The 17,961-nt window shown below is 71.1% G+C and carries 24 protein-coding genes; 14 read left to right on the top strand and 10 right to left on the bottom strand.

All coding sequences use genetic code 11. From position 1 onward, the window contains the following. Window positions 1-29 precede the first annotated feature (29 nt). Window positions 30-1,076: an NAD(P)-dependent alcohol dehydrogenase gene (locus SZ60_RS06225; RefSeq protein ID WP_043594637.1), complete on the bottom strand. Its 1,047-nt coding sequence runs from the start codon at window positions 1,074-1,076 to the stop codon at window positions 30-32. A 327-nt stretch (window positions 1,077-1,403) separates the two neighbouring features. On the opposite strand from SZ60_RS06225, the gene SZ60_RS06220 reads away from it, so the two are divergent. Both SZ60_RS06220 and SZ60_RS16380 read left to right on the top strand, forming a co-directional pair. Continuing rightward, window positions 1,404-1,760: a VOC family protein gene (locus tag SZ60_RS06220; RefSeq protein WP_043594635.1), complete on the top strand. Its 357-nt coding sequence runs from the start codon at window positions 1,404-1,406 to the stop codon at window positions 1,758-1,760. A gap of 108 nt (window positions 1,761-1,868) precedes the next feature. Further along, window positions 1,869-2,441 carry a PadR family transcriptional regulator gene (locus tag SZ60_RS16380; RefSeq protein ID WP_052505201.1) on the top strand — a complete coding sequence of 191 codons (573 nt, stop codon included), beginning with the start codon at window positions 1,869-1,871 and terminating at the stop codon, window positions 2,439-2,441. A 254-nt stretch (window positions 2,442-2,695) separates the two neighbouring features. Here SZ60_RS16380 and SZ60_RS06210 read toward each other — a convergent pair whose 3' ends face one another. Then, entirely contained in the window at window positions 2,696-3,526 is an 831-nt protein-coding gene (locus tag SZ60_RS06210; protein WP_043594633.1) for an oxidoreductase, read from the bottom strand. A 406-nt stretch (window positions 3,527-3,932) separates the two neighbouring features. Here SZ60_RS06210 and SZ60_RS06205 point away from each other — a divergent pair, with 406 nt between their 5' ends. From SZ60_RS06205 to SZ60_RS06185, 5 genes are all read left to right on the top strand, one after another. Next, window positions 3,933-4,319: a carboxymuconolactone decarboxylase family protein gene (locus SZ60_RS06205; RefSeq protein ID WP_043594631.1), complete on the top strand. Its 387-nt coding sequence runs from the start codon at window positions 3,933-3,935 to the stop codon at window positions 4,317-4,319. Between the two features lie 7 nt (window positions 4,320-4,326). Further along, window positions 4,327-4,737: a cupin domain-containing protein gene (locus SZ60_RS06200; protein WP_043594630.1), complete on the top strand. Its 411-nt coding sequence runs from the start codon at window positions 4,327-4,329 to the stop codon at window positions 4,735-4,737. A gap of 194 nt (window positions 4,738-4,931) precedes the next feature. Further along, the gene (locus tag SZ60_RS06195; protein WP_043594628.1) at window positions 4,932-5,156 is read left to right on the top strand and encodes a hypothetical protein; all 225 of its coding nucleotides are present in this window, start codon (window positions 4,932-4,934) and stop codon (window positions 5,154-5,156) included. Between the two features lie 47 nt (window positions 5,157-5,203). Then, a complete protein-coding gene (locus SZ60_RS06190) occupies window positions 5,204-5,788 on the top strand; it encodes a DUF1349 domain-containing protein (protein ID WP_043594627.1) in 585 nt (194 codons plus the stop codon). Window positions 5,789-6,053: 265 nt separating this feature from the next. Next, the gene (locus tag SZ60_RS06185) at window positions 6,054-7,049 is read left to right on the top strand and encodes an NADP-dependent oxidoreductase (protein WP_043594625.1); all 996 of its coding nucleotides are present in this window, start codon (window positions 6,054-6,056) and stop codon (window positions 7,047-7,049) included. Between the two features lie 57 nt (window positions 7,050-7,106). Here the strand turns inward: SZ60_RS06185 and SZ60_RS06180 are convergent, their stop codons facing one another. Further along, on the bottom strand, window positions 7,107-7,709 hold the full coding sequence (locus tag SZ60_RS06180; RefSeq protein ID WP_043594623.1) for a TetR/AcrR family transcriptional regulator: 603 nt from the start codon (window positions 7,707-7,709) through the stop codon (window positions 7,107-7,109). A 162-nt stretch (window positions 7,710-7,871) separates the two neighbouring features. Here SZ60_RS06180 and SZ60_RS06175 point away from each other — a divergent pair, with 162 nt between their 5' ends. Beyond that, entirely contained in the window at window positions 7,872-8,582 is a 711-nt protein-coding gene (locus SZ60_RS06175; RefSeq protein ID WP_043594622.1) for an SDR family oxidoreductase, read from the top strand. 64 nt (window positions 8,583-8,646) lie between these two features. Here SZ60_RS06175 and SZ60_RS06170 read toward each other — a convergent pair whose 3' ends face one another. Next, complete coding sequence (locus SZ60_RS06170; RefSeq protein WP_082059915.1) at window positions 8,647-9,423, bottom strand: NAD(P)-binding domain-containing protein; 777 nt, start codon at window positions 9,421-9,423, stop codon at window positions 8,647-8,649. 53 nt (window positions 9,424-9,476) lie between these two features. Here SZ60_RS06170 and SZ60_RS06165 point away from each other — a divergent pair, with 53 nt between their 5' ends. Further along, window positions 9,477-9,866 (top strand): MerR family transcriptional regulator, encoded by a 390-nt coding sequence (locus tag SZ60_RS06165; RefSeq protein ID WP_043594620.1) that lies wholly within the window; start codon window positions 9,477-9,479, stop codon window positions 9,864-9,866. An 88-nt stretch (window positions 9,867-9,954) separates the two neighbouring features. On the opposite strand, the gene SZ60_RS06160 is transcribed toward SZ60_RS06165, so the two are convergent. Beyond that, window positions 9,955-10,473, bottom strand: coding sequence for a MaoC family dehydratase (locus SZ60_RS06160; RefSeq protein WP_043594619.1), 519 nt, complete (start codon window positions 10,471-10,473; stop codon window positions 9,955-9,957). A gap of 134 nt (window positions 10,474-10,607) precedes the next feature. Here SZ60_RS06160 and SZ60_RS06155 point away from each other — a divergent pair, with 134 nt between their 5' ends. Continuing rightward, window positions 10,608-10,952 (top strand): DUF2200 domain-containing protein, encoded by a 345-nt coding sequence (locus SZ60_RS06155; RefSeq protein ID WP_043594692.1) that lies wholly within the window; start codon window positions 10,608-10,610, stop codon window positions 10,950-10,952. A 137-nt stretch (window positions 10,953-11,089) separates the two neighbouring features. Here SZ60_RS06155 and SZ60_RS06150 read toward each other — a convergent pair whose 3' ends face one another. Next, entirely contained in the window at window positions 11,090-11,935 is an 846-nt protein-coding gene (locus tag SZ60_RS06150) for a helix-turn-helix transcriptional regulator (protein ID WP_043594618.1), read from the bottom strand. Between the two features lie 164 nt (window positions 11,936-12,099). On the opposite strand from SZ60_RS06150, the gene SZ60_RS06145 reads away from it, so the two are divergent. From SZ60_RS06145 to SZ60_RS06130, 4 genes are all read left to right on the top strand, one after another. Beyond that, the gene (locus SZ60_RS06145) at window positions 12,100-13,047 is read left to right on the top strand and encodes an NADP-dependent oxidoreductase (RefSeq protein ID WP_043594617.1); all 948 of its coding nucleotides are present in this window, start codon (window positions 12,100-12,102) and stop codon (window positions 13,045-13,047) included. Window positions 13,048-13,100: 53 nt separating this feature from the next. Then, window positions 13,101-13,439, top strand: coding sequence for a hypothetical protein (locus tag SZ60_RS06140; protein ID WP_043594615.1), 339 nt, complete (start codon window positions 13,101-13,103; stop codon window positions 13,437-13,439). A gap of 144 nt (window positions 13,440-13,583) precedes the next feature. Further along, window positions 13,584-14,618, top strand: coding sequence for an alcohol dehydrogenase catalytic domain-containing protein (locus SZ60_RS06135; RefSeq protein WP_082059914.1), 1,035 nt, complete (start codon window positions 13,584-13,586; stop codon window positions 14,616-14,618). Window positions 14,619-14,719: 101 nt separating this feature from the next. Next, window positions 14,720-15,091, top strand: a complete 372-nt coding sequence (locus SZ60_RS06130) for a DUF2255 family protein (RefSeq protein WP_043594612.1) — start codon at window positions 14,720-14,722, stop codon at window positions 15,089-15,091. 111 nt (window positions 15,092-15,202) lie between these two features. Here the strand turns inward: SZ60_RS06130 and SZ60_RS06125 are convergent, their stop codons facing one another. The 4 genes from SZ60_RS06125 to SZ60_RS06110 form a co-directional block, all read right to left on the bottom strand. After that, entirely contained in the window at window positions 15,203-15,394 is a 192-nt protein-coding gene (locus tag SZ60_RS06125) for a hypothetical protein (RefSeq protein WP_197073514.1), read from the bottom strand. A 116-nt stretch (window positions 15,395-15,510) separates the two neighbouring features. Then, window positions 15,511-15,732: a PLDc N-terminal domain-containing protein gene (locus tag SZ60_RS06120; RefSeq protein ID WP_043594607.1), complete on the bottom strand. Its 222-nt coding sequence runs from the start codon at window positions 15,730-15,732 to the stop codon at window positions 15,511-15,513. Between the two features lie 33 nt (window positions 15,733-15,765). Further along, entirely contained in the window at window positions 15,766-16,530 is a 765-nt protein-coding gene (locus tag SZ60_RS06115) for a hypothetical protein (RefSeq protein ID WP_156155513.1), read from the bottom strand. A gap of 149 nt (window positions 16,531-16,679) precedes the next feature. Continuing rightward, on the bottom strand, window positions 16,680-17,891 hold the full coding sequence (locus SZ60_RS06110; RefSeq protein ID WP_043594691.1) for an MFS transporter: 1,212 nt from the start codon (window positions 17,889-17,891) through the stop codon (window positions 16,680-16,682). Between the last annotated feature and the right edge of the window lie 70 nt (window positions 17,892-17,961).

Below are 17,961 nucleotides of genomic sequence, written 5' to 3'. Positions count from 1 at the left end.
GCGGGGGCGTCCGGCGGGACGGGGTCGGATCAGGCGAAGGTCGCCGCGTCGATCACGAAGCGGTAGCGCACGTCCGACTTGAGGACGCGGTCGTAGGCCTCGTTGATCTGGTCGGCGTCGATCAGCTCGGTCTCGGGCACGATGCCGTGCTCGGCGCAGAAGTCGAGCATCTCCTGGGTCTCGCGGATGCCGCCGATGGCCGAACCGGCCCAGCTGCGACGCGCGGGGATCAGCGCGAACGCGGGCACCTCGAGCGGCTCGGACGGGGCGCCGACGTTGACGAGCGTGCCGTCGACGGCGAGCAGGCCGAGGTACGCGCCCATGTCGACCTTCGCCGAGACGGTGTTGATGATCAGGTCGAACGAGTTGGCCAGGTCGGTGAAGGTCTGCTCGTCGCTGGTCGCGTAGTGCGCCTTGGCGCCGAAACGCAGCGAGTCCTCCTTCTTCGAGGTGGTCTGCGACAGCACGGTGACGTCGGCACCGAGTGCGGCGGCGATCTTCACGCCCATGTGGCCGAGGCCGCCCATGCCGACGATGGCGACCTTGGTGCCCTCGGTGACGCCCCAGTGGTGCAGCGGCGAGTACAGCGTGATGCCGGCGCAGAGCAGCGGTGCGACCTTGTCGTAGTCGAGCGACTCGGGCACGCGCAGCACGAAGTCCTCGGTGACGACGACGGCCTGCGAGTAGCCGCCCTGGGTGACCGTGCCGTCGGCCGGGTCGACGCTCGTGTAGGTGCCGGTGTTGCCCTTGGCGCAGTACTGCTCGTCGCCGCGCTTGCAGTACTCGCACTCGCCGCACGAGTTGACCATGCAGCCGACGCCGACGCGGTCGCCGACCTCGTACTTGGTGACCTCGGAGCCGACCTCCGAGACGGTGCCGACGATCTCGTGACCCACGACCTGCGGGTACTGGATCTCGCCCCACTCGCCGCGGACGGTGTGGATGTCGCTGTGGCAGATGCCGGCGTAGGCGATGTCGATCATGACGTCCTTCGGGCCGACGTCGCGGCGCTCGATGGTCGTCTTGACGAGGGGCTCGGTGGCGGACGGTGCCGCGTAGGCGTTGACGGTGCGCATGGGTCTCCTGGGGGTGGATTCGGTACGGGGACGAGGGGCGGGTCGGAACGCGGTGCTCGACGACGGGCTCCTCGTCCTCGACGCTACGCCCCCGCGCCGATCGTGGGAGGCCCTGGCAGGGCCCCCGACGCGACGGCCCGCAGGAGGCGCGGTGCGCGTCCGACCGGCACCGCGCCTCCTGCGGGTGGCCCGGCAGGGCGACGGCACCCGTGAGACACGCTTCCGGGTGGGAAAGTGCCCTGACTCGCGACACGGCTCGCGCGGTGGACGGCGTAGCAAGGACCGGACGCAGCACCGGGTGGTCCGGTGCCGGACGAAGGAGTCGACATGGCAAGCGGAGTGGCAACAGTGTGGGTGCCCGTGACCGACATGGGGCGGGCGACGGCGTTCTACCGTGACGCGCTCGGCCTCACGGTGAAGAGCGAGAGCGACGACTGGACCGAGATCGACGCGAACGGCCTGATGATCGGCCTGAACGGTCGCGAAGAGGCCGCGGCCTCGAGCGAGGGCGGGGCGGTCATCACATTCCAGCCCGACGGCACCCTCGAGGACGCGTTGGCCGACCTGCAGTCGCGCAGCGCCGACGTCACGGGCACGATCAGCGAGCACCCGTGGGGCCGCATCCTGCCCTTCAAGGACACCGAGGGCAACGACCTGCAGTTCTACACGCCCCCGACCGACTGACGTCGGGGCCTGCAGGAGGCGCGGTGTCGGTCGAACCGGCACCGCGCCTCCTGCGTCCGGTCACGTCGTCGGGACGTCGACGGGCCGGACACGCACCATGATGTGGGGATGGTCACCGAGATCCTCATCCTGAGCAACTTGCTCGCCGGGCCGCAGCACGGGTACGACATCAAGCGGAACGTGCGGCGCCCGGGCCTCGGCGTGGTCAACAACAACGCCGTCTACACGACGCTCAAGCGCCTGCACGACCGGGGTGCGCTCGACCGCCGCACCGAGGAGACCACGGGTCGGCCGAACCGCCAGGTGTTCTCGCTGACCGACGCGGGGCGCGACCTGCTGATCGGGCGGATCGCCGACTTCCCACTCTCCCGCGCCGGCGACGACGAGGAGTTCTACGTCCGATTCGCGCTGCTGAACCTGGTCGACGAGGAGACGCGGGCGACGATCTTCGCCACGCGCGTCCGGGCCCTCGACGAGCGCATGGCGACGGCCCAGGCCTATCTCGACGCCAGCGACGACGACGCGACGCGCTTCCCGGTGCAGTCCGTCGCGATGTTCCGGCACCTGCTCGACCAGTTGCGCAGCGAGCGGGCCTGGGTCGAGGACTACTCGCGCGACGGCGAGATCGGTGCACCCAGGGCCCCGGAGAGCGGGGCACCCTTTTTTCGTCCCGTCCATTGATGACTAGTACCAACTGGACTAGCGTGACCTCGAAGCCACGCGTCAGCCGATCGCGTCACCGCGTCGCCGGCAGCCGACGTCACCGGCGTGGGCCAGCCCGGGCGACGAGGCGCCGTCGGGTCGTCGTGGCAGGGGCGTCACCGGTCGGGCCGGGGTGGCCGCGGGGGGTCGCGGGCACTCCGGAGGTGACGGCCTGCAGGAGGCGCGGGGTCGTCTGAACCGACACCGCACCTCCTGCAGGTGAGGCGTCCGGCTCAGGCGTCGAAGTCGGTGGCGCGGCTGCGGTCGGCCCACGCGTCGACGTCGGCGCGGAGGTCGTCGAGTGCGCCCGTGACGATCTCGACGGCGTCCGAGCCGAGCAGCAGCAGGTACGGCGCCTCGCCCGACTCGACCGCGTCGACGAGCAGCCGCGCGCCCGCCGCGGGGTCGCCCGGCTGCCTGCCGTCCGAGGTGTCGGCCTCGATGCGGCGCTTGCCGGCCGTCTCGGCGTAGTCGGCGATCGGCGTGGCGGACTGCGTGAGCGAGCGGCCCGAGAAGTCGGTGCGGAACGAGCCCGGCTCGACGACCGTCGCCGTGATGCCGAGCGGGGCGAGCTCGGTGCGCAGGGCCATGGTCATCTGCTCGATCGCGGCCTTGACGGCGCCGTAGTAGCCCGAGCCCGGGCCGGTGCGGCGGGCACCGATCGACGACAGGTTGACGATCGTGCCGCTGCGGCGGGCGCGCATGCCGGGCAGGACGGCCTTGACGGTGCGGACGCTGCCGTGGAAGTGCGTGTCGAACAGGCGCGCCACGTCGGCGTCGTCGCCCTCCTCGACGGCGGAGCGGTAGCCGTAGCCGGCGTTGTTGACGAGGACGTCGACGCCGCCGAACCGCTCGGTGGCGAGGCGGACGGCCGCGGTCACCTGGTCGGGGTCGGTGACGTCGAGGGCGGTGGCCACGGCGTGGTCGGGGTGGGCGTCGGCGATGTCCTGCACGGCCGAGGCGTCGCGCGCGGTGACGACGACGTCGTGTCCGCGGGCCAGCGCCTCCTCGGCGAAGGCTCGCCCCAACCCCGTGGAGCAGCCGGTGATCAACCAGGTCGACATGTGGTCTCTTCTCTCTCGTGCGTCGCGGTCGCCGACGCGCCGCTCCCCCCAGACAACCAAGGAGGCGCGGTGCCGGTCAGGTCCCGCCGCCCCCGGTACCAGCAGTACCCCCCTCGCGTCGCTGCCCCGCGTCGCTGCCCTGCGTCGCACCGCCCACTGAACGTCGCACCGCCCACGTGCGCGGTGCGACGTCCAGTCGGCGGTGCGACGTCGGCGCCCGGCTCCCGCCGGGGCGGGGCGGGGCGTGTCGGGGCAGGGTGACCCTGGCGGGGCCTCCCTGCCCCGTCCGCGCCGGCCTAGCGTCGAGAGCGACCCGGCCCGGACCGGCAGGCACCCCGCCGCCTCCCGGAGTCGGCGTCCGGCACCGGACGTCCCGGCCCCGACACCCATCACCAGGAGCTCAGCCATGTCAGATCAGCCCGTCCAGGTCGGCGGAGGGCGCACCCTCTTCGGCGACTTCGCCCCCAAGCTCGCCGAGCTCACCGACGACGTCCTCTTCGCCGACGTCTGGAACCGCCCCGAACTGTCCGCGCGCGACCGCAGCCTCGTCACCGTCGCGGTGCTCACCGCCGGCGGCAACACCGAGCAGCTGCGGTTCCACCTCGGTCGCGCCGTCGAGAACGGCGTCACCCAGGACGAGCTCGTCGAGGCCATCACCCACGTGACGCTCTACGCGGGCTGGCCCCGCGGGATGGCCGCCATGGGCGTCGCCAAGGAGCTCTTCGCCGACGACGCAGACAGCGACGACGACGACACCGACACCGACACCGACACCGACACCGACGAGAAGTGAGGAACCCGTGAAGATCCTGCCCCCGCAACCCACGACCCTCAACCCCGACGAGCAGTTCCCGGGCCAGGTGTGGCTCGACCCCATCGTCACCCCGCAGACCGACGACCAGCGCACGACGGTCGCGAAGGTCCGCTTCGCGCCCGGCGCGCGGACCGCCTGGCACCACCACGCGCGAGGCCAGTTCCTGTACGTCACCGAGGGCGTCGCCCGGTTCGGCACCCGTGACGGGAAGGTCGTCGACGTCCACCCCGGGCAGACGATCTTCGTGGCGCCGGGCGAGGAGCACTTCCACGCCGCCGCCGAGGGCAGCTTCATGGAGCACATCGCCGTCCTCGAGGCAGCCGACGATCCGGCCACCACCACGACCTGGCTCGAGCGCATCACCGACGCCGACTACGCCGGCTCGGACGCCGGCTGAGGCGCCGAGACCCCAGGAAGTCGCCGAGACCCCCACTCGCGAGCAGGGGTCTCGGCAATTTCCTGGGGTCTGAGCACCGCACCCCACCGAGGAGGCGCGGTGCGATTCGACATGGCACCGCGCCTCCCCGGGTCGTCGGGTCGCTCCGCCGCGCGGGCGAGCCGTTCGTGGCCGAACGCTCGTAGGGTCGAGGGATGACGACGACGACGTGGACGACCCTGCAGCTCATCCTCTCCGCCGGAGTGGTGGTGTGCGGCGCGCTGCTGACGAGGGGTGGCAGTGACCTCGTGGGCGTGCTGATGATCATCAGTGGTTCGGCCTCGATCGTGGTCGGGCTGCGGGCCATGGCCGTGACCCGGCGCGTCGAGAGGCAGCACGCCGCCCTCGAGGCCGGCGACGCCCCGACGCACGAGCGCTGACGCCGGCACTGACGCCACCCCCGACGACCATCGAGCACGAGGACGCCATGACCGACATCGCCTGGGCCACCGGCACCTGGACCACCGAGCCGACCGCGGTCGACGTCGCCGACGACGGCCTGCGCGTCACGGCGGCCGAGGGCAGCGACGCCTGGCGCCTCACGTCGTACGGGTTCGTGCACGACACCGAGCACGCCCTGGTCGCGCCGTTCGAGCAGGGCACCGCGATGGAGGTGTCGTTCGTGCTCGACTTCACGGCCCAGTTCGACCAGGCCGGCATCTTCGTCTCGGTCGACCCCGAGACCTGGGTCAAGGCCGGGGTCGAACTCAGCGACGGCGAGCAGAGCCTCGGTGCCGTCGTGACGCGGGGCGAGTCCGACTGGTCGCTCTCCCCGGTCGAGTGGACCGGTCGCACCGTGACGATCCGCGCCAGCCGCTCGGGAGACGCCCTCACCGTGCGGGCCCGCGTCGACGCCGAGCCGTGGCGTCTGGTCCGGGTCGCCCCGCTCGCTCCCGACGCCGCGGCGAGCGCCGGGCCCTTCTGCTGCGCCCCCTCGCGCGCCGACCTCACCGTGCACTTCACCTCGTGGACGACGTCCGCCGCCGACGAGAGCCTCCACCCCAAGGACTGAGCACCCCGGCCGGGGCACCCCGCGGGCTGGGCCCGACGCCTCGGCCTGGGGACGGCCCCATGGGCTGGGGACGGCGGAGCCGAGGAGGCGCGCCGACGGTCGGCGACGGGTCGGTCACCGTCGAGGTCCGCGCTTGACAACTTTGCTGAGTGCACTCAGAATTGAGCACACTCGGATGCTCGAGCCGCGACCCCTCGGACCGAGGACGTCACGGGCCGCGCCGGCGAGCCCACCACCCGCAGCCCCAGCCCCCCAGGAGCACCCCATGCGAGCCTTCGCGTTCGACGCCTACGAGAAGCCCCTGCACGAAGTCGACGTGCCCGAGCCCACCGTCGGTGACCACGACGTCCTGATCGCGGTCGCCGCCGCCGGTCTGAACCACCTCGACGCGAAGATCCGCGAGGGCGAGTTCAAGCTGATCCTCCCGTACCGGACGCCCCTCGTCCTCGGCCACGACGTCGCCGGGACGGTCATCGAGGTCGGCGGCTCGGTCCGCAACCTCAAGCCCGGCGACGAGGTCTTCGCCCGCCCCCGCGACCACCGGATCGGCACGTTCGCCGAGCGCATCGCCGTCGACGAGGCCGACGTCGCCCTCGCCCCGACCTCGATCAGCGCCGTCGAGGCCGCATCGCTCCCCCTCGTGGCCCTCACCGCCTGGCAGGCCCTCGTCGAACGCGGCGACGTGCAGCCCGGCCAGAAGGTGCTGATCCACGCGGGTGCCGGCGGGGTCGGTTCGATCGCGATCCAGCTCGCGAAGCACCTCGGCGCGTACGTCGCGACCACCGCCTCCGCGTCGAACGCCGAGTTCGTGCGCGAGCTGGGCGCCGACGTCGTCGTCGACCACCGCACCCAGGACTTCGAACAAGAGCTGTCCGGCTACGACTTCGTCCTCGACAGCCTGGGCGCCGAGAACCTGGCCAAGTCGCTGCGTGTGCTCCGCCCCGGCGGCATCGCCGTCGGCATCCAGGGCCCGCCCACCCCCTCCTTCGCGAAGGCCGCAGGGCTGAACCCGGTCGTCCGCCTCGCCGTCGCGGCCCTCAGCCGCGGGGTCCGAGCCCGGGCGAGGACGCTCGGCGTCCGCTACGAGTTCCTCTGGATGCACGCCGACGGCGCCCAGCTCCGCGAGATCGCGGCCCTCGTCGACGCCGGGGCCGTCCGCCCGGTCGTCGGCGCGACCCACCCGTTCGCCGAGACGGCGACCGCGCTCGACGGCCTCGGGAAGGTCCGCATCCGCGGCAAGGCGGTCGTCACCCTCCCGTGACGGTCGGCACCGCGGCCGACGAACCCGCCGGCGCCCGTCAACGCCCGTCAACGTCCGTCAGCGCGGCAGGATCACTTCGAGCTGGCGCCGCACCCCCGCGACGATCTCGTCGTCCGGCACGGACTCGTCGACCGCCGACGACATCGCGAGCATCATCACGGCCGACACGACGTGCGCGAACGCGGCCGCGTCGGAGGGCGTCGCCGAGGTGAGGCGCGTGACGATCCCGGCCACCGCCTCCTCGGTCCGGGCGACGATGGCGAGCGCCTCGGCGTGGTGCGGCTCGGCGGCGTCGCCGAACGCCATCTCGCGCAGGTAGGTGCGGCCGTTCTCGACCTGCGCGCGGTTGCAGTGCACGATCGGCTCGAGCACCGCGACGACCGCGTCGAGCGCGGTCGAGGCGGACGAGGAGGCGCGAATCCCCTCGTCGAGGGAGCGCGCGTACGCCGCGTTCTGCGCGAGCAGCAGCAGCTCGCCCTTGGTCTTCGCGTACAGGAAGAGCGTGCCGGCGCCGACGTCGGCCGCCTCGGCGATCTGCTGCGTCGTGACCTCGTCGACCCCGTGACGGCTGAACAGGTCGGACGCGGCCTGCGTGATGCGCTCGAGCTTCTCCTGCTTGTTGCGCTCTCGGCGGCCGAGCGACGAGGCGGTCGACGACATGGGTTCTCCTGGGGTGACGGTGGACGGAAGGACGACGGTCGAAGAGATGGAGGCCGGCGGTCGGAATAAAAACTGACTGAACTCAATTATGACAGGAGTCAGCAACGGGGCGACTCGATCACGGGTCGCCTCATCTTCGCACCACCCACGGAAGGAACACCCATGACCGACATCACCGGCTCCGTCGTCCTCGTCACCGGAGCGAACGGGGGCATCGGCACCCGCTTCGTCGAGGCCGCCCTCGCCCGCGGCGCCGCGAAGGTCTACGCCACGGCCCGCACCCCGCGCACCTGGGACGACGAGCGCGTCGTGCCCCTCACCCTCGACGTGACCGACCCGGCCTCGATCGCCGCCGTCGTCGAGGCGGCGCCCGACGTGACCGTGCTGGTCAACAACGCCGGCGCGAACACCCCCACGCCCGGCATCCTCAGCCACACCGACGACGAGATCCGCGCCAACGTCGAGACCAACTTCTTCGGGCCGCTGTTCCTCGCCCGGGCCTACGCACCGCTCCTCTCGGCGCACGGCGGCGGCACGGCCATCATCGACATCCACTCGGCGCTGTCGTGGTTCGCCGTCGCGGGCATCTACTCGGCGACGAAGGCCGCGCTGTGGTCGGCCACGAACTCGCTGCGCCTCGAGCTGCAGCCCGCGGGCGTCCAGGTCGTCGGCGTGCACGTGGGCTACGTCGACACCGCGATGGCCGCGGGCGTCACCGACGCGAAGACCGACCCGGCGGCCCTGGTCGCCGACGTGCTCGACGCCCTCGAGGCCGGCGAGCACGAGGTCCTCGCCGACGAGACCTCGCGCCAGGTGAAGGCGGGCCTGTCGGCACCGCTCGAGGCGCTCTACCCGCAGCTCGCCGCGCGCTGACCGGTGGGATTCAGGAGGCGCGGTGCCGGCCCGACCGGCACCGCGCCTCCTGCGCTCGGTCGCGTCAGCTGTAGCAGGCGCGGTTGATCGCCACGAGGAACGGTCCGTCGACGGTGCCGCCGGCCTCGACGTGGCCGCCGATGACCTCCATCGCGAGGTCGCGGCGCTGCGGGACGCGTTCCTTGTCGGCGGCGGCGAGCCACCCGGGCATCTCGGCGCGCGTGCGGTCGGTGCAGTAGACGGGCGCCCCGGGCTGCTGGCGCCACGACTCGGCGAGGACGCCGGCGTCGACGGCGTCGAACCCGGTCTGCTCGACGAGCTGCATGGCCACGGCGCGGTCGGCGTCGCGGTCGGCGGCCACGGGGATGGCGACGCGGGCGGGGTCGCCGGGCTCGGTGGCCTTCGCGTCGAACGACTGCGAGATGATCGCGTTCCACGCCTTGGCGATCGGGCGTCCGAACAGCTCGGACAGCCAGACGCTCTCGGGGACGCCCTGCTCGAAGTCGTGCATCGAGCCGTCGCGCATCGGGTAGTAGTTCGACGTGTCGACGACGACCGCGCCCTCGGGGGCCGAGCGGACGTGCTCGGCGATGTCGGCGTTGCGGTTCATCGGCACCGAGACGATCAGGACGTCGACGCCCCGGGCGACCTCGGCGGCGTCCACGGCGCGGGCGCCGGTGCGGAGGGCCGCCTCGTCGATCGTCTCGGGGCCGCGCGAGTTGGCGATGGCGACGTCGTGCCCGTGGCGGGCGAGGCGGCGGGCGATGGTGGAACCGATGGAGCCGGCCCCGATGATCCCGATCGTCAGGTGTGCTCGTTCTTCTTCTCGTACGTCAGACATGGCTCCAGTGTGAACGTTGCCACTAGTGTGAAGGTCAAGTCGGAGGAGGACGCATGCGCATCGGTGAGCTGTCGACGAGGACGGGCGTCCCGTCGCGGATGCTCCGCTACTACGAGGAGCAGGGCCTGATCACCCCGACCCGGCTGGCGAACGGCTACCGCGACTACGACGAGTACCTCGTCGACCGCGTGGGCAAGATCCGCGGCCTGATCGACGCGGGCATCCCCACCCGGATCGTGACGGACATCCTGCCCTGCCTCGGCCAGCCGCAGACGATCGTCGTCGAGAACGCCGAACCGGGGCTCGTCGAACTGCTCGAGACCGAGCGCGACCGGATGACCGAGAAGATCGAGTTCCTCACCCAGAACCGCGACGCCCTCACGAGCTACCTCGGCGCCCTCGAGGACGCCGGCGTCGAGCGTCCGGAGACCCGGGCCGGGTGACCCGGGCCCTCGCGGCCGTGCCGGGGTCAGCTGGTCGCAGGCCGGGGTCGGCCGGTGGCAGGCCGGGATCAGCTGGTTGCAGGCGGGGTCAGCCGGCGGCGGGGCGGGCCAGGATCAGGTTCGTCATGACCTGCGTCATCACGGCCCGGTCGTGCTGGTCGAGGAGTTCGATGCGGGTGCGGACCACTCCCCGGTCGGGACGGGACGCCGACGGGCGGGCGTCGACGACGGTGAACCGAGCGCGGAGCACGTCGCCGGGGCGGACGGGCGCCGACCAGCGCAACTCGTCGACGCCGGGCGACGCGACGCTGGCGCCCTGGTTGAGGTAGGACTCCACCATCAGGCGCATCATCATGGCGGTGGTGTGCCAGCCGCTGGCCACGAGTCCGCCGAGGGGAGTCACCGCGGCCCGTTCGGCGTCGACGTGCATGTCGTGCGGATCGAACCGGCGGCCGAAGTCGACGATCTCGTCCGCCGTGACGCGGTACGAGCCGTGCTCCAGCGTGAGGCCGGTCACGTAGTCGTCGAGGAAGCGGTCGGCGAGCCGATGCGCGAAGGGCGAGGCGTCGTCGGCCGCCGCTGCGGTCGCGTCCGGTTCGTAGGGCACGCCTTCACCCTAGGTCGGCCGAGACCCCAGGAAGTCGCCGAGACCCGCACTCGCGAGCAGGGGTCTCGGCGACTTCCTGGGGTCTGAGCCGAGGAGGCGCGGTGCCGGTCGACCGGCCCGCGTACGATCTCGGCATGAGCCGCTTGGACGACATGCCGTTCGCCAGGGTCTACCCCCTGTACGTGGCCAAGGTCGAGCGCAAGGGCCACACGCAGGCCGAGGTCGACGAGGTCGTGACGTGGCTGACCGGTTACGATCAGCAGCAGATCGACCAGCACGTCGCCGACGGCACCACCTTCCGAGACTTCTTCGCCGGCGCCGACCTCAACCCCCGCGCCTCACTCGTGACCGGCGTCATCTGCGGCGTCCGCATCGAGGCCCTCGACGACGAGCTGACCGCGAACATCCGCCGCCTCGACAAGCTCGTCGACGAGGTCGCGCGCGGCCGCCCGATGGCGAAGGTGCTGCGGGAGGGGTGAGGCGTCGGCGGTGACGCCGAGACCCCAGGAAGTCGCCGAGACCCCCACTCGCGAGCAGGGGTCTCGGCGACTTCCTGGGGCCTGAACGCCGAGGAGGCGCGGTGCGGGTCGACCGCGCGCGCGGCGCTCACCGCTAATCATGAGCGTCGTGCGGCGGCTCCGAGGTCGGCGAGACGCCGCAGCCCCTCCTGCGAGGGCGACCCGGGTTCCGCCGTCCAGACGATGGCCGTGTGGCCGCCTCCGGCATCGAGGGCTCCCCAGTCGAGCGTCAGCTCCCCCACGACGGGATGCCGTAACACCTTCGTGCCCGTGCCGCGCGTCGCCACCTCGTGCGCCGTCCAGAGATCCGCGAACTCGGTGCCGAGGGCGACGAGCTCGGCGATCAGGGCCTGGAGCCGCGGGTCCTCCGGGTCCCGGGCACTGTCCATCCGCAACTGCGCGAGGGCGAGGTCGACCACCCCGAGCCAGTCCGAGTACAGGGTGCGGAGGGCGGGATCGGTGAACAACAGGCGGATGAAGTACCGCTCGCCCTCGGGGACGGCCGAGAAGTCGGTGATGAGGGACGCCGCCATGGGGTTCCACGCGACGATCTCGGTCCGGGGGCCCATGACGAAGACGGGCGTGGCGCCGAGGTCCTCGATCATCCTCAGGACGAAGGGGGCGACGCCCACCGACACAGGAGGCGCGTCGTCGGGCAGGACCTTCCCGGCCAGTCCGGCCAGGTAAGCCCGCTCATCCGGGCCGAGTCGGAGGACCCGAGCGAGATCGTCGAGCACGGGCGCCGACGCCGGGAGTCGTCCCTGCTCGAGACGCGTGTAGTAATCCGTGCTGATGGAGGCGGCTCGCGCGACCTCCTCGCGGCGCAGTCCGGGGACGCGTCGGGGGTGCTCGTCGTCCGTCAGACCGAGGTCGTGGGGCTGCAATTCCGCTCGCCGGGCACGGAGGAAGTCGCCGAGCTCTCGCCATTTCGGTGCCGCTGCCATGCGCCGATCCTGCCAGACCACCGGAGTGACGGCGGGAGCGCCGGTCCTGCCGCGAGCGACGAGCTGGGGGGTCATTTTCCTTCCCCTGTGGAGCGCCGGATGCGAGTGGCAACGTGATCTCACGACACCGGAAGATCCCCTTCCGGCGGCGACAGGAGGACACCATGAAGGCCATCGGCCTCATCGAATTCGGAGGACCGAGCGTCCTCCACCCCGTGGACGTCCCCGAGCCCCACGCAGGGCCCGGAGAGGTCCGCATCCGCGTCCGTGCCGCGGCCGTGAACCCCGTCGACACGATCATCCGCTCCGGCGGCTTCGCCGGCAACGACGGCGCCGTCGTCGAACCGGTCGTCCCCGGAACGGACGTCACCGGCGTGGTCGACGAGCTCGGCGACGACCTCGCCACCGACGAGGGCTTGCAGCTCGGTGACGCGGTCATCGGGTTCGTGGTCCCCGCTGGCAGCCACGGAGGCTACAGCGAACACGTCGTCCTCCCGGCGGAGTCGGTCACCCGGCTGCCCGGCGACCTCACGTTCGTCGAGGGTGCGTCGTTCCTCTCCAACGCCCTGACCGCCGAGATCACGCTCGAGCACCTCGCGCTCGACCCCGGAGCGACCCTCGCCGTGACCGGTGCCACCGGAGCCGTGGGCGGCTACCTCGTCGAGCTCGCCACCCGCCGGGGCATCACCGTCATCGCCTCGGCATCCGAGGCGGAAGCGGAACTCGTCCGGGGCTTCGGGGCGACCCACGTCATCGACCGCGGCGAGGACTTCGCCGCCGGAGTCCTGGCCCTGACCGGGGGCCGTGGCGCCGACGCCCTCGCCGACCCGGCGATCGTCGGCGAATCCGTCTTCGGTGCCGTCCGCGACGGAGGACAAGCGGCGTTCTACCTCCCCACCGACAGCACACCCGGTCGCGACGTCCAGGTCTTCTCGTCGTACGTGATGCGGTCCCACCGTCGCCACGACGTCATCAGCGCACTCGCGCAGCTGGCCGACCGAGGTGAGATCGCGACCCGTGTCGCCGGCACGCTCCCCGCGGCCGACGCCTCGACCGCCCACTCCCGGCTCGAGCAGAGCGGCCTCCGCGGCCGTCTGATCCTCGAGTTCTGACCCACCCGATCCCCACTCCCGAACCCAGCTCCACCACAAGACAAGGACATCCCATGGACATCGCCGCACCCCTCCCCAGCATCGGACAGACCTGGCTCGCCGACCTCGGCCCCGACACGCCCCTCGGCCACTTCACCGTCGAGATCACCTTCGACACCGAGACCCAGGTCTCGTTCCTCGTCACGGGCGGTGCCATCGAGGGCCGCCACGAGACGATGGAGTACACCACCACGAAGGTCCGCGACGGTCTGCACGTCGTCCGCTGGACCGAGCCCGACTCGGGCGACCACGTCACCCACATCGAGGACTACACGAACGGCGCCTGCATGGCGAGCTCCGTCATCGGTGGCGAGTTCGTGCAGCTGCACGGCACCTGGACCCGCGTCCGCTGACCCCGGCCGGCACCGGCACCCGCACCGGTTCCGATGCCTCCGCCGTCCACCCGTGCCGAGGCAGGGAGGCCCTGAGCGGGCCTCCCTGCCTCGTGGCGCCCCGCCTACCGTCGACCCCGACTCGACACCCCTGAAAGGAACACCATGAAGGCAACAGTCATGTACGGCGCCGGCGACGTCCGCGTCGAAGAAGTCCCCGACCCGGTCGTCCAGAAGCCCACCGAGGCCTTGATCCGCGTCACCTACGCCTGCGTCTGCGGCTCGGATCTCCACCCGTACCACGACCTCGGCGACACCCCCGAGGGCCGCCGCATGGGCCACGAGGCCATCGGCGTCGTCGAAGAGATCGGCGACGACGTCCGCACCCTCTCCGTCGGTGACACCGTCATCGTGCCCTTCGCCTGGTCGGACGGCACCTGCCCGTTCTGCCGTGACGGCATCACCACCTCGTGCGTGCACGGCGGCTTCTTCGACGGTGCGCCCTCGGCGACCCAGGCCGAGAAGCTCATCGTCCCCGAGGCCGACGGTACCGCCGTCAAGGTCCCTGCCGGCACGGACGAGGCACTCATGCCGAGCCTGTTGACCCTGTCCGACGTCTACCTCACGGGCTACCACGCCGCGGTGCAGGGGCAGGTCGGCCCGGGCAAGACGGTCACCGTGATCGGCGACGGCGCCGTCGGTCTCTCCGCTGTCCTCGCCTCGAAGCAGCTCGGTGCCGAGACGATCATCCTGATGGGCCGCCACACCGCCCGCACCGACCTCGGTCGCGAGTTCGGCGCCACCCACGTCGTCGCCGAACGCGGTGACGAGGGTGTCGCGAAGGTCATGGAGATCACCGGCGGCGAGGGCTCACACGTCGTCCTCGAGGCCGTCGGTCACATGCCCGCCTACGAGCAGGCCTACGGCATCGTCCGTCCCGGCGGCACCATCAGCCGCGTGGGCGTGCCCCAATACGAGGAGGCGCCGGTCGGCTTCACCTCGCTGTTCGGCAAGAACGCGACCCTGACCGGTGGCCCCGCCACGGTGCGCGCCTACCTCGAGGCCGCCATCCCGCAGGTGCTCGACGGCACCATCGACCCGGGCCGGGTGTTCGACCGCGAGCTGCCCCTGTCGGAGATCGCCGAGGGCTACCGCCTGATGGACTCCCGCGAGGCACTCAAGGTTCTCATCCGCCCGTGACGACCGAGGAGGCGCCTGTCCAGCGAGCGGGCGCCTCCTCCTCCCCGCGGACGAACGGTCTCGCACCTCCCCCTCCCCTCGAGCTCAGAAGGAGTCTCACGGTGCCCACCTTCGACCCAGCCACCCTGGCCGCCATCGGCGGTACCGACGACCTGCACGTCTCTCCCTTGCGGGACGACGGCGTGACCCACGGCACCCCCACCTGGATCTGGTCCGTGGTCGTCGACGACGCGCTCTTCGTCCGCGCCTACAACGGGACCTCGTCCCGGTGGTACCGAGCCGCGATGAAGCAGGGAGCAGGACGCATCCGCGCCGCGGGCGACGAACACGACGTCACGTTCGAGGCCGCTGCGGGGGTCGCCGACGACCTGGTCGACGCCGCGTACGAGGCGAAGTACCACGGCAGCCCGTACCTGCCTCCCATGCTCACCGCGAAGACCATCGCGGCGACGGTGAAGATCAGCCCGCGCTGACCGCCGCTGCGACACCGGCTCGACGAAGGGGCTCCGCACGATCTGCGGAGCCCCTTCGCCGTCGTCGTGATCCCGGCCGTCCGCCGGACCACCGGGTCGAGGAACTGCCGGTCAGAGCGTCCCGGGGAACGCGTTGCGCCGCCCGTACACCGTCAGCGCCAACGCCACGACCCCGAACCCGATCATCAGCACCGGCAGCACGAGCCCGTCCGCCACGGTCAGCAGGGCGGCCCCGACGATCCCGGCGAAGAAGATCGCGACGTTGAACGCCACCGGCAGGAAGGCGCCCCCTGCGGTGGTCACGTCGGCACGACGCGCGCCCGTTCGACAGAGCAGGGCGTCGCGTCGCATGCCGTGCCGCAGACAGGAGAGACCGCCATCCGGGCACGGATGGCGGTCTCCCCGGTCGCATCTGCGGGTTAGCTGGTCCTCGCCGCATTCTTGTGAAGCGATCCCCGAAGGGCGAACCACACCAGTGGCCCGACAACCGGGGCCACGACGACCACGATGAGCCAGATGGTCATCATCTGTGCCGACATCGCCTTGTCGCGAACGATGGAGACGATGGCACTGACGAGGAGAACCAAGCCAGCCAAGAGGACTACGGACCAGAAAAGGTCGAGTGGTGCGAGTCCGAACATGAAGTTCTCCTTCTTCCTAACTTACGTTCTATTTTAGGCGCGGGCGACGGATGCCCCACCGGTGGTCGTCCGCAGGTCGAGCCAGAACGGGGTGTTGCCCCATCCCCCGGCAGACAGGTTGAACTGGTGACGGATGTCGCGGCCGTTGTTTCGTGAGAACGCGATCTCATTCGAGACGGCCAGCACGGTGACGACCTTGTTGGAATTCGCGATGAGCTGCGACTTGGACGACGTCGGGGTGATCTGGTAATTCGCGTTGAAACTGTTACTCCACGTGACACCGTGGTAGTGGACGTGGCAGCTCTGCGCGTAGCGAACGCCTCCATTGTTACCGAAGACACAGTTGCTGACGCCCTGGGCTTGAGTGAAGACTCCACCCGTCTTGGGGGGCAGCACGACATTGCTCTTGGCGGTTCCGTCCAAGAACGGCTTTGCCTGAGCGATCATGGCCTGCAGTTCGGCGGGACTAGCTTGGCGCCCCTGCTCAATGCCCATCTCGGTGTAGGAACCGTCTGCGTAGACGTCCTTCGTCACCTTGTAGTCGCCCTGCTGCTTCGTGGTCGACGACACCGCAGCCTTGCCAGACGCGGCGTCCCACAGCTCGCCGTCTGTGACTTTCTGCAACAACTCGGCCTGCTGCGCCGGAGCGATGTCGGAAGCTGCGAGAGACGACTTCGTCTTCTCGAGTTCGACCTGGCTCACACCCGCCGGGGCGGCGATCGCCGGCGCTCCCATCAACGTGGTCCCCAAAACGCAAACTGCTGCCGCAACACTGAGGCCTACCATCTGCTTCTTCATGCAATTCCCCCTTGAACTGTGCGTTGAAGCCCCAAACATACAAAGGGGTCTGCTTTTTTTTCAACCCCCCTCGAGATGTTGCATCTGCTGCACTTTCTTCCCCTTGCCGTTGAGGAGGTGAGCATCGATGATGCCCAGGGCCGAGCCGGTCAGAGCGTCCCGGGGAACGCGTTGCGCCGCCCGTACACCGTCAGCGCGAACGCCACGACCCCGAACCCGATCATCACTACGGGCAACACCAGCCCGTCCGCCACGGTCAGCAGGGCAGCCCCGACGATCCCCGCGAAGAAGATCGCGACGTTGAACGCCACCGGCAGGAAGGCGTTCGCGACGTCGGCGTTGTCGCCACCTGCCGTGGTGAGCGCCGCCTGCAGCTGGGCCGAGGCCCCGCCGAACGTGACGCCCCACAGCACCGCGGCGACGACCACCGCCGGCACCGAGGCGTGCCCGACGAGCAGGATCACCCCCGCGACGACGAACAGCGCGACGCTGCCGTGCAGCAGTGCCCGCGGGTGCCGGTCGAGCAGCGCCCCGGTGACGACGATCCCGCCGATCGAGGCGATGCCGTAGATCAGCAGCGTGACGTCGACTCCGAGCCCCGACCCACCGGCCCGCAGGTACGGCGAGACGTACGTGTAGATCGTGTTGTGCGCCAGCATCCACGCGGCGATGACGGCGAGGATGACGGCGATCCCCGGGATGCGGAACACCCGCCCGAGCGACAGCCGTGCCCCCGCCGGTGCCGGTGCCGCGTCGGGGACGATGCTCGCCACGAGCGTGAAGACGACGACCCCGAGCAGGGTCAGCCCACCGAACGACCACCGCCAGTCGAAGGCCGTCCCGAGCCACGAGCCCAGCGGCGTCCCGAACGCGAAGCCGACGGGCGCACCCGCCGAGACGATCGCGAGCGACAGGCCGGCACGGTCGGGCGGGCTGATCCGCCGACCGTAGGCCGCGAGCATGCCCCAGATGACGCCCGAGAACGCGCCGGCCACGAACCGCGACACGAGGGCGAGGGCGATGACGGGCGAGAGCGCCGTCACCGTGTTCGCGACGACCAGGCCCGTGATCGCGATCAGGAGGAGCGGCTTGCGACGCATCCCCCGGGTCAACGTGATGGCCGGCACGGTCGCCACGACGGTCCCGAGTGCGTAGGCGCTGATGAGCAGTCCCACGGCCCCCTCGCTCGTGTCGAGGCCGTTCGCGATGACGGGTAGCAGGCCCGCCGGCATCGTCTCCATCGCGACGAGGATGAACCCCATCGTCGCCAGGACGACCAGCGAGAACACCGGCAGCCGCTCGCCGGGCCCTCCGGCGACGGAGGCGCGGGGCACGCGGGTGGGGACGGGGGCTGTCGACATGGTGAGGTCCTTTCGGGCGCGGGGATGCGCCTCCTGGGGGTGGGCCCAGTGGTGCGGGAGGAAGAAGGAG

It is taken from the genome of Frigoribacterium sp. MEB024, from assembly GCF_000878135.1.
Lineage (GTDB): Bacteria > Actinomycetota > Actinomycetes > Actinomycetales > Microbacteriaceae > Frigoribacterium.
The sequence above is the reverse complement of the archived record's forward strand: the minus strand, read 5'-3'. Positions and strand labels throughout refer to the sequence as shown.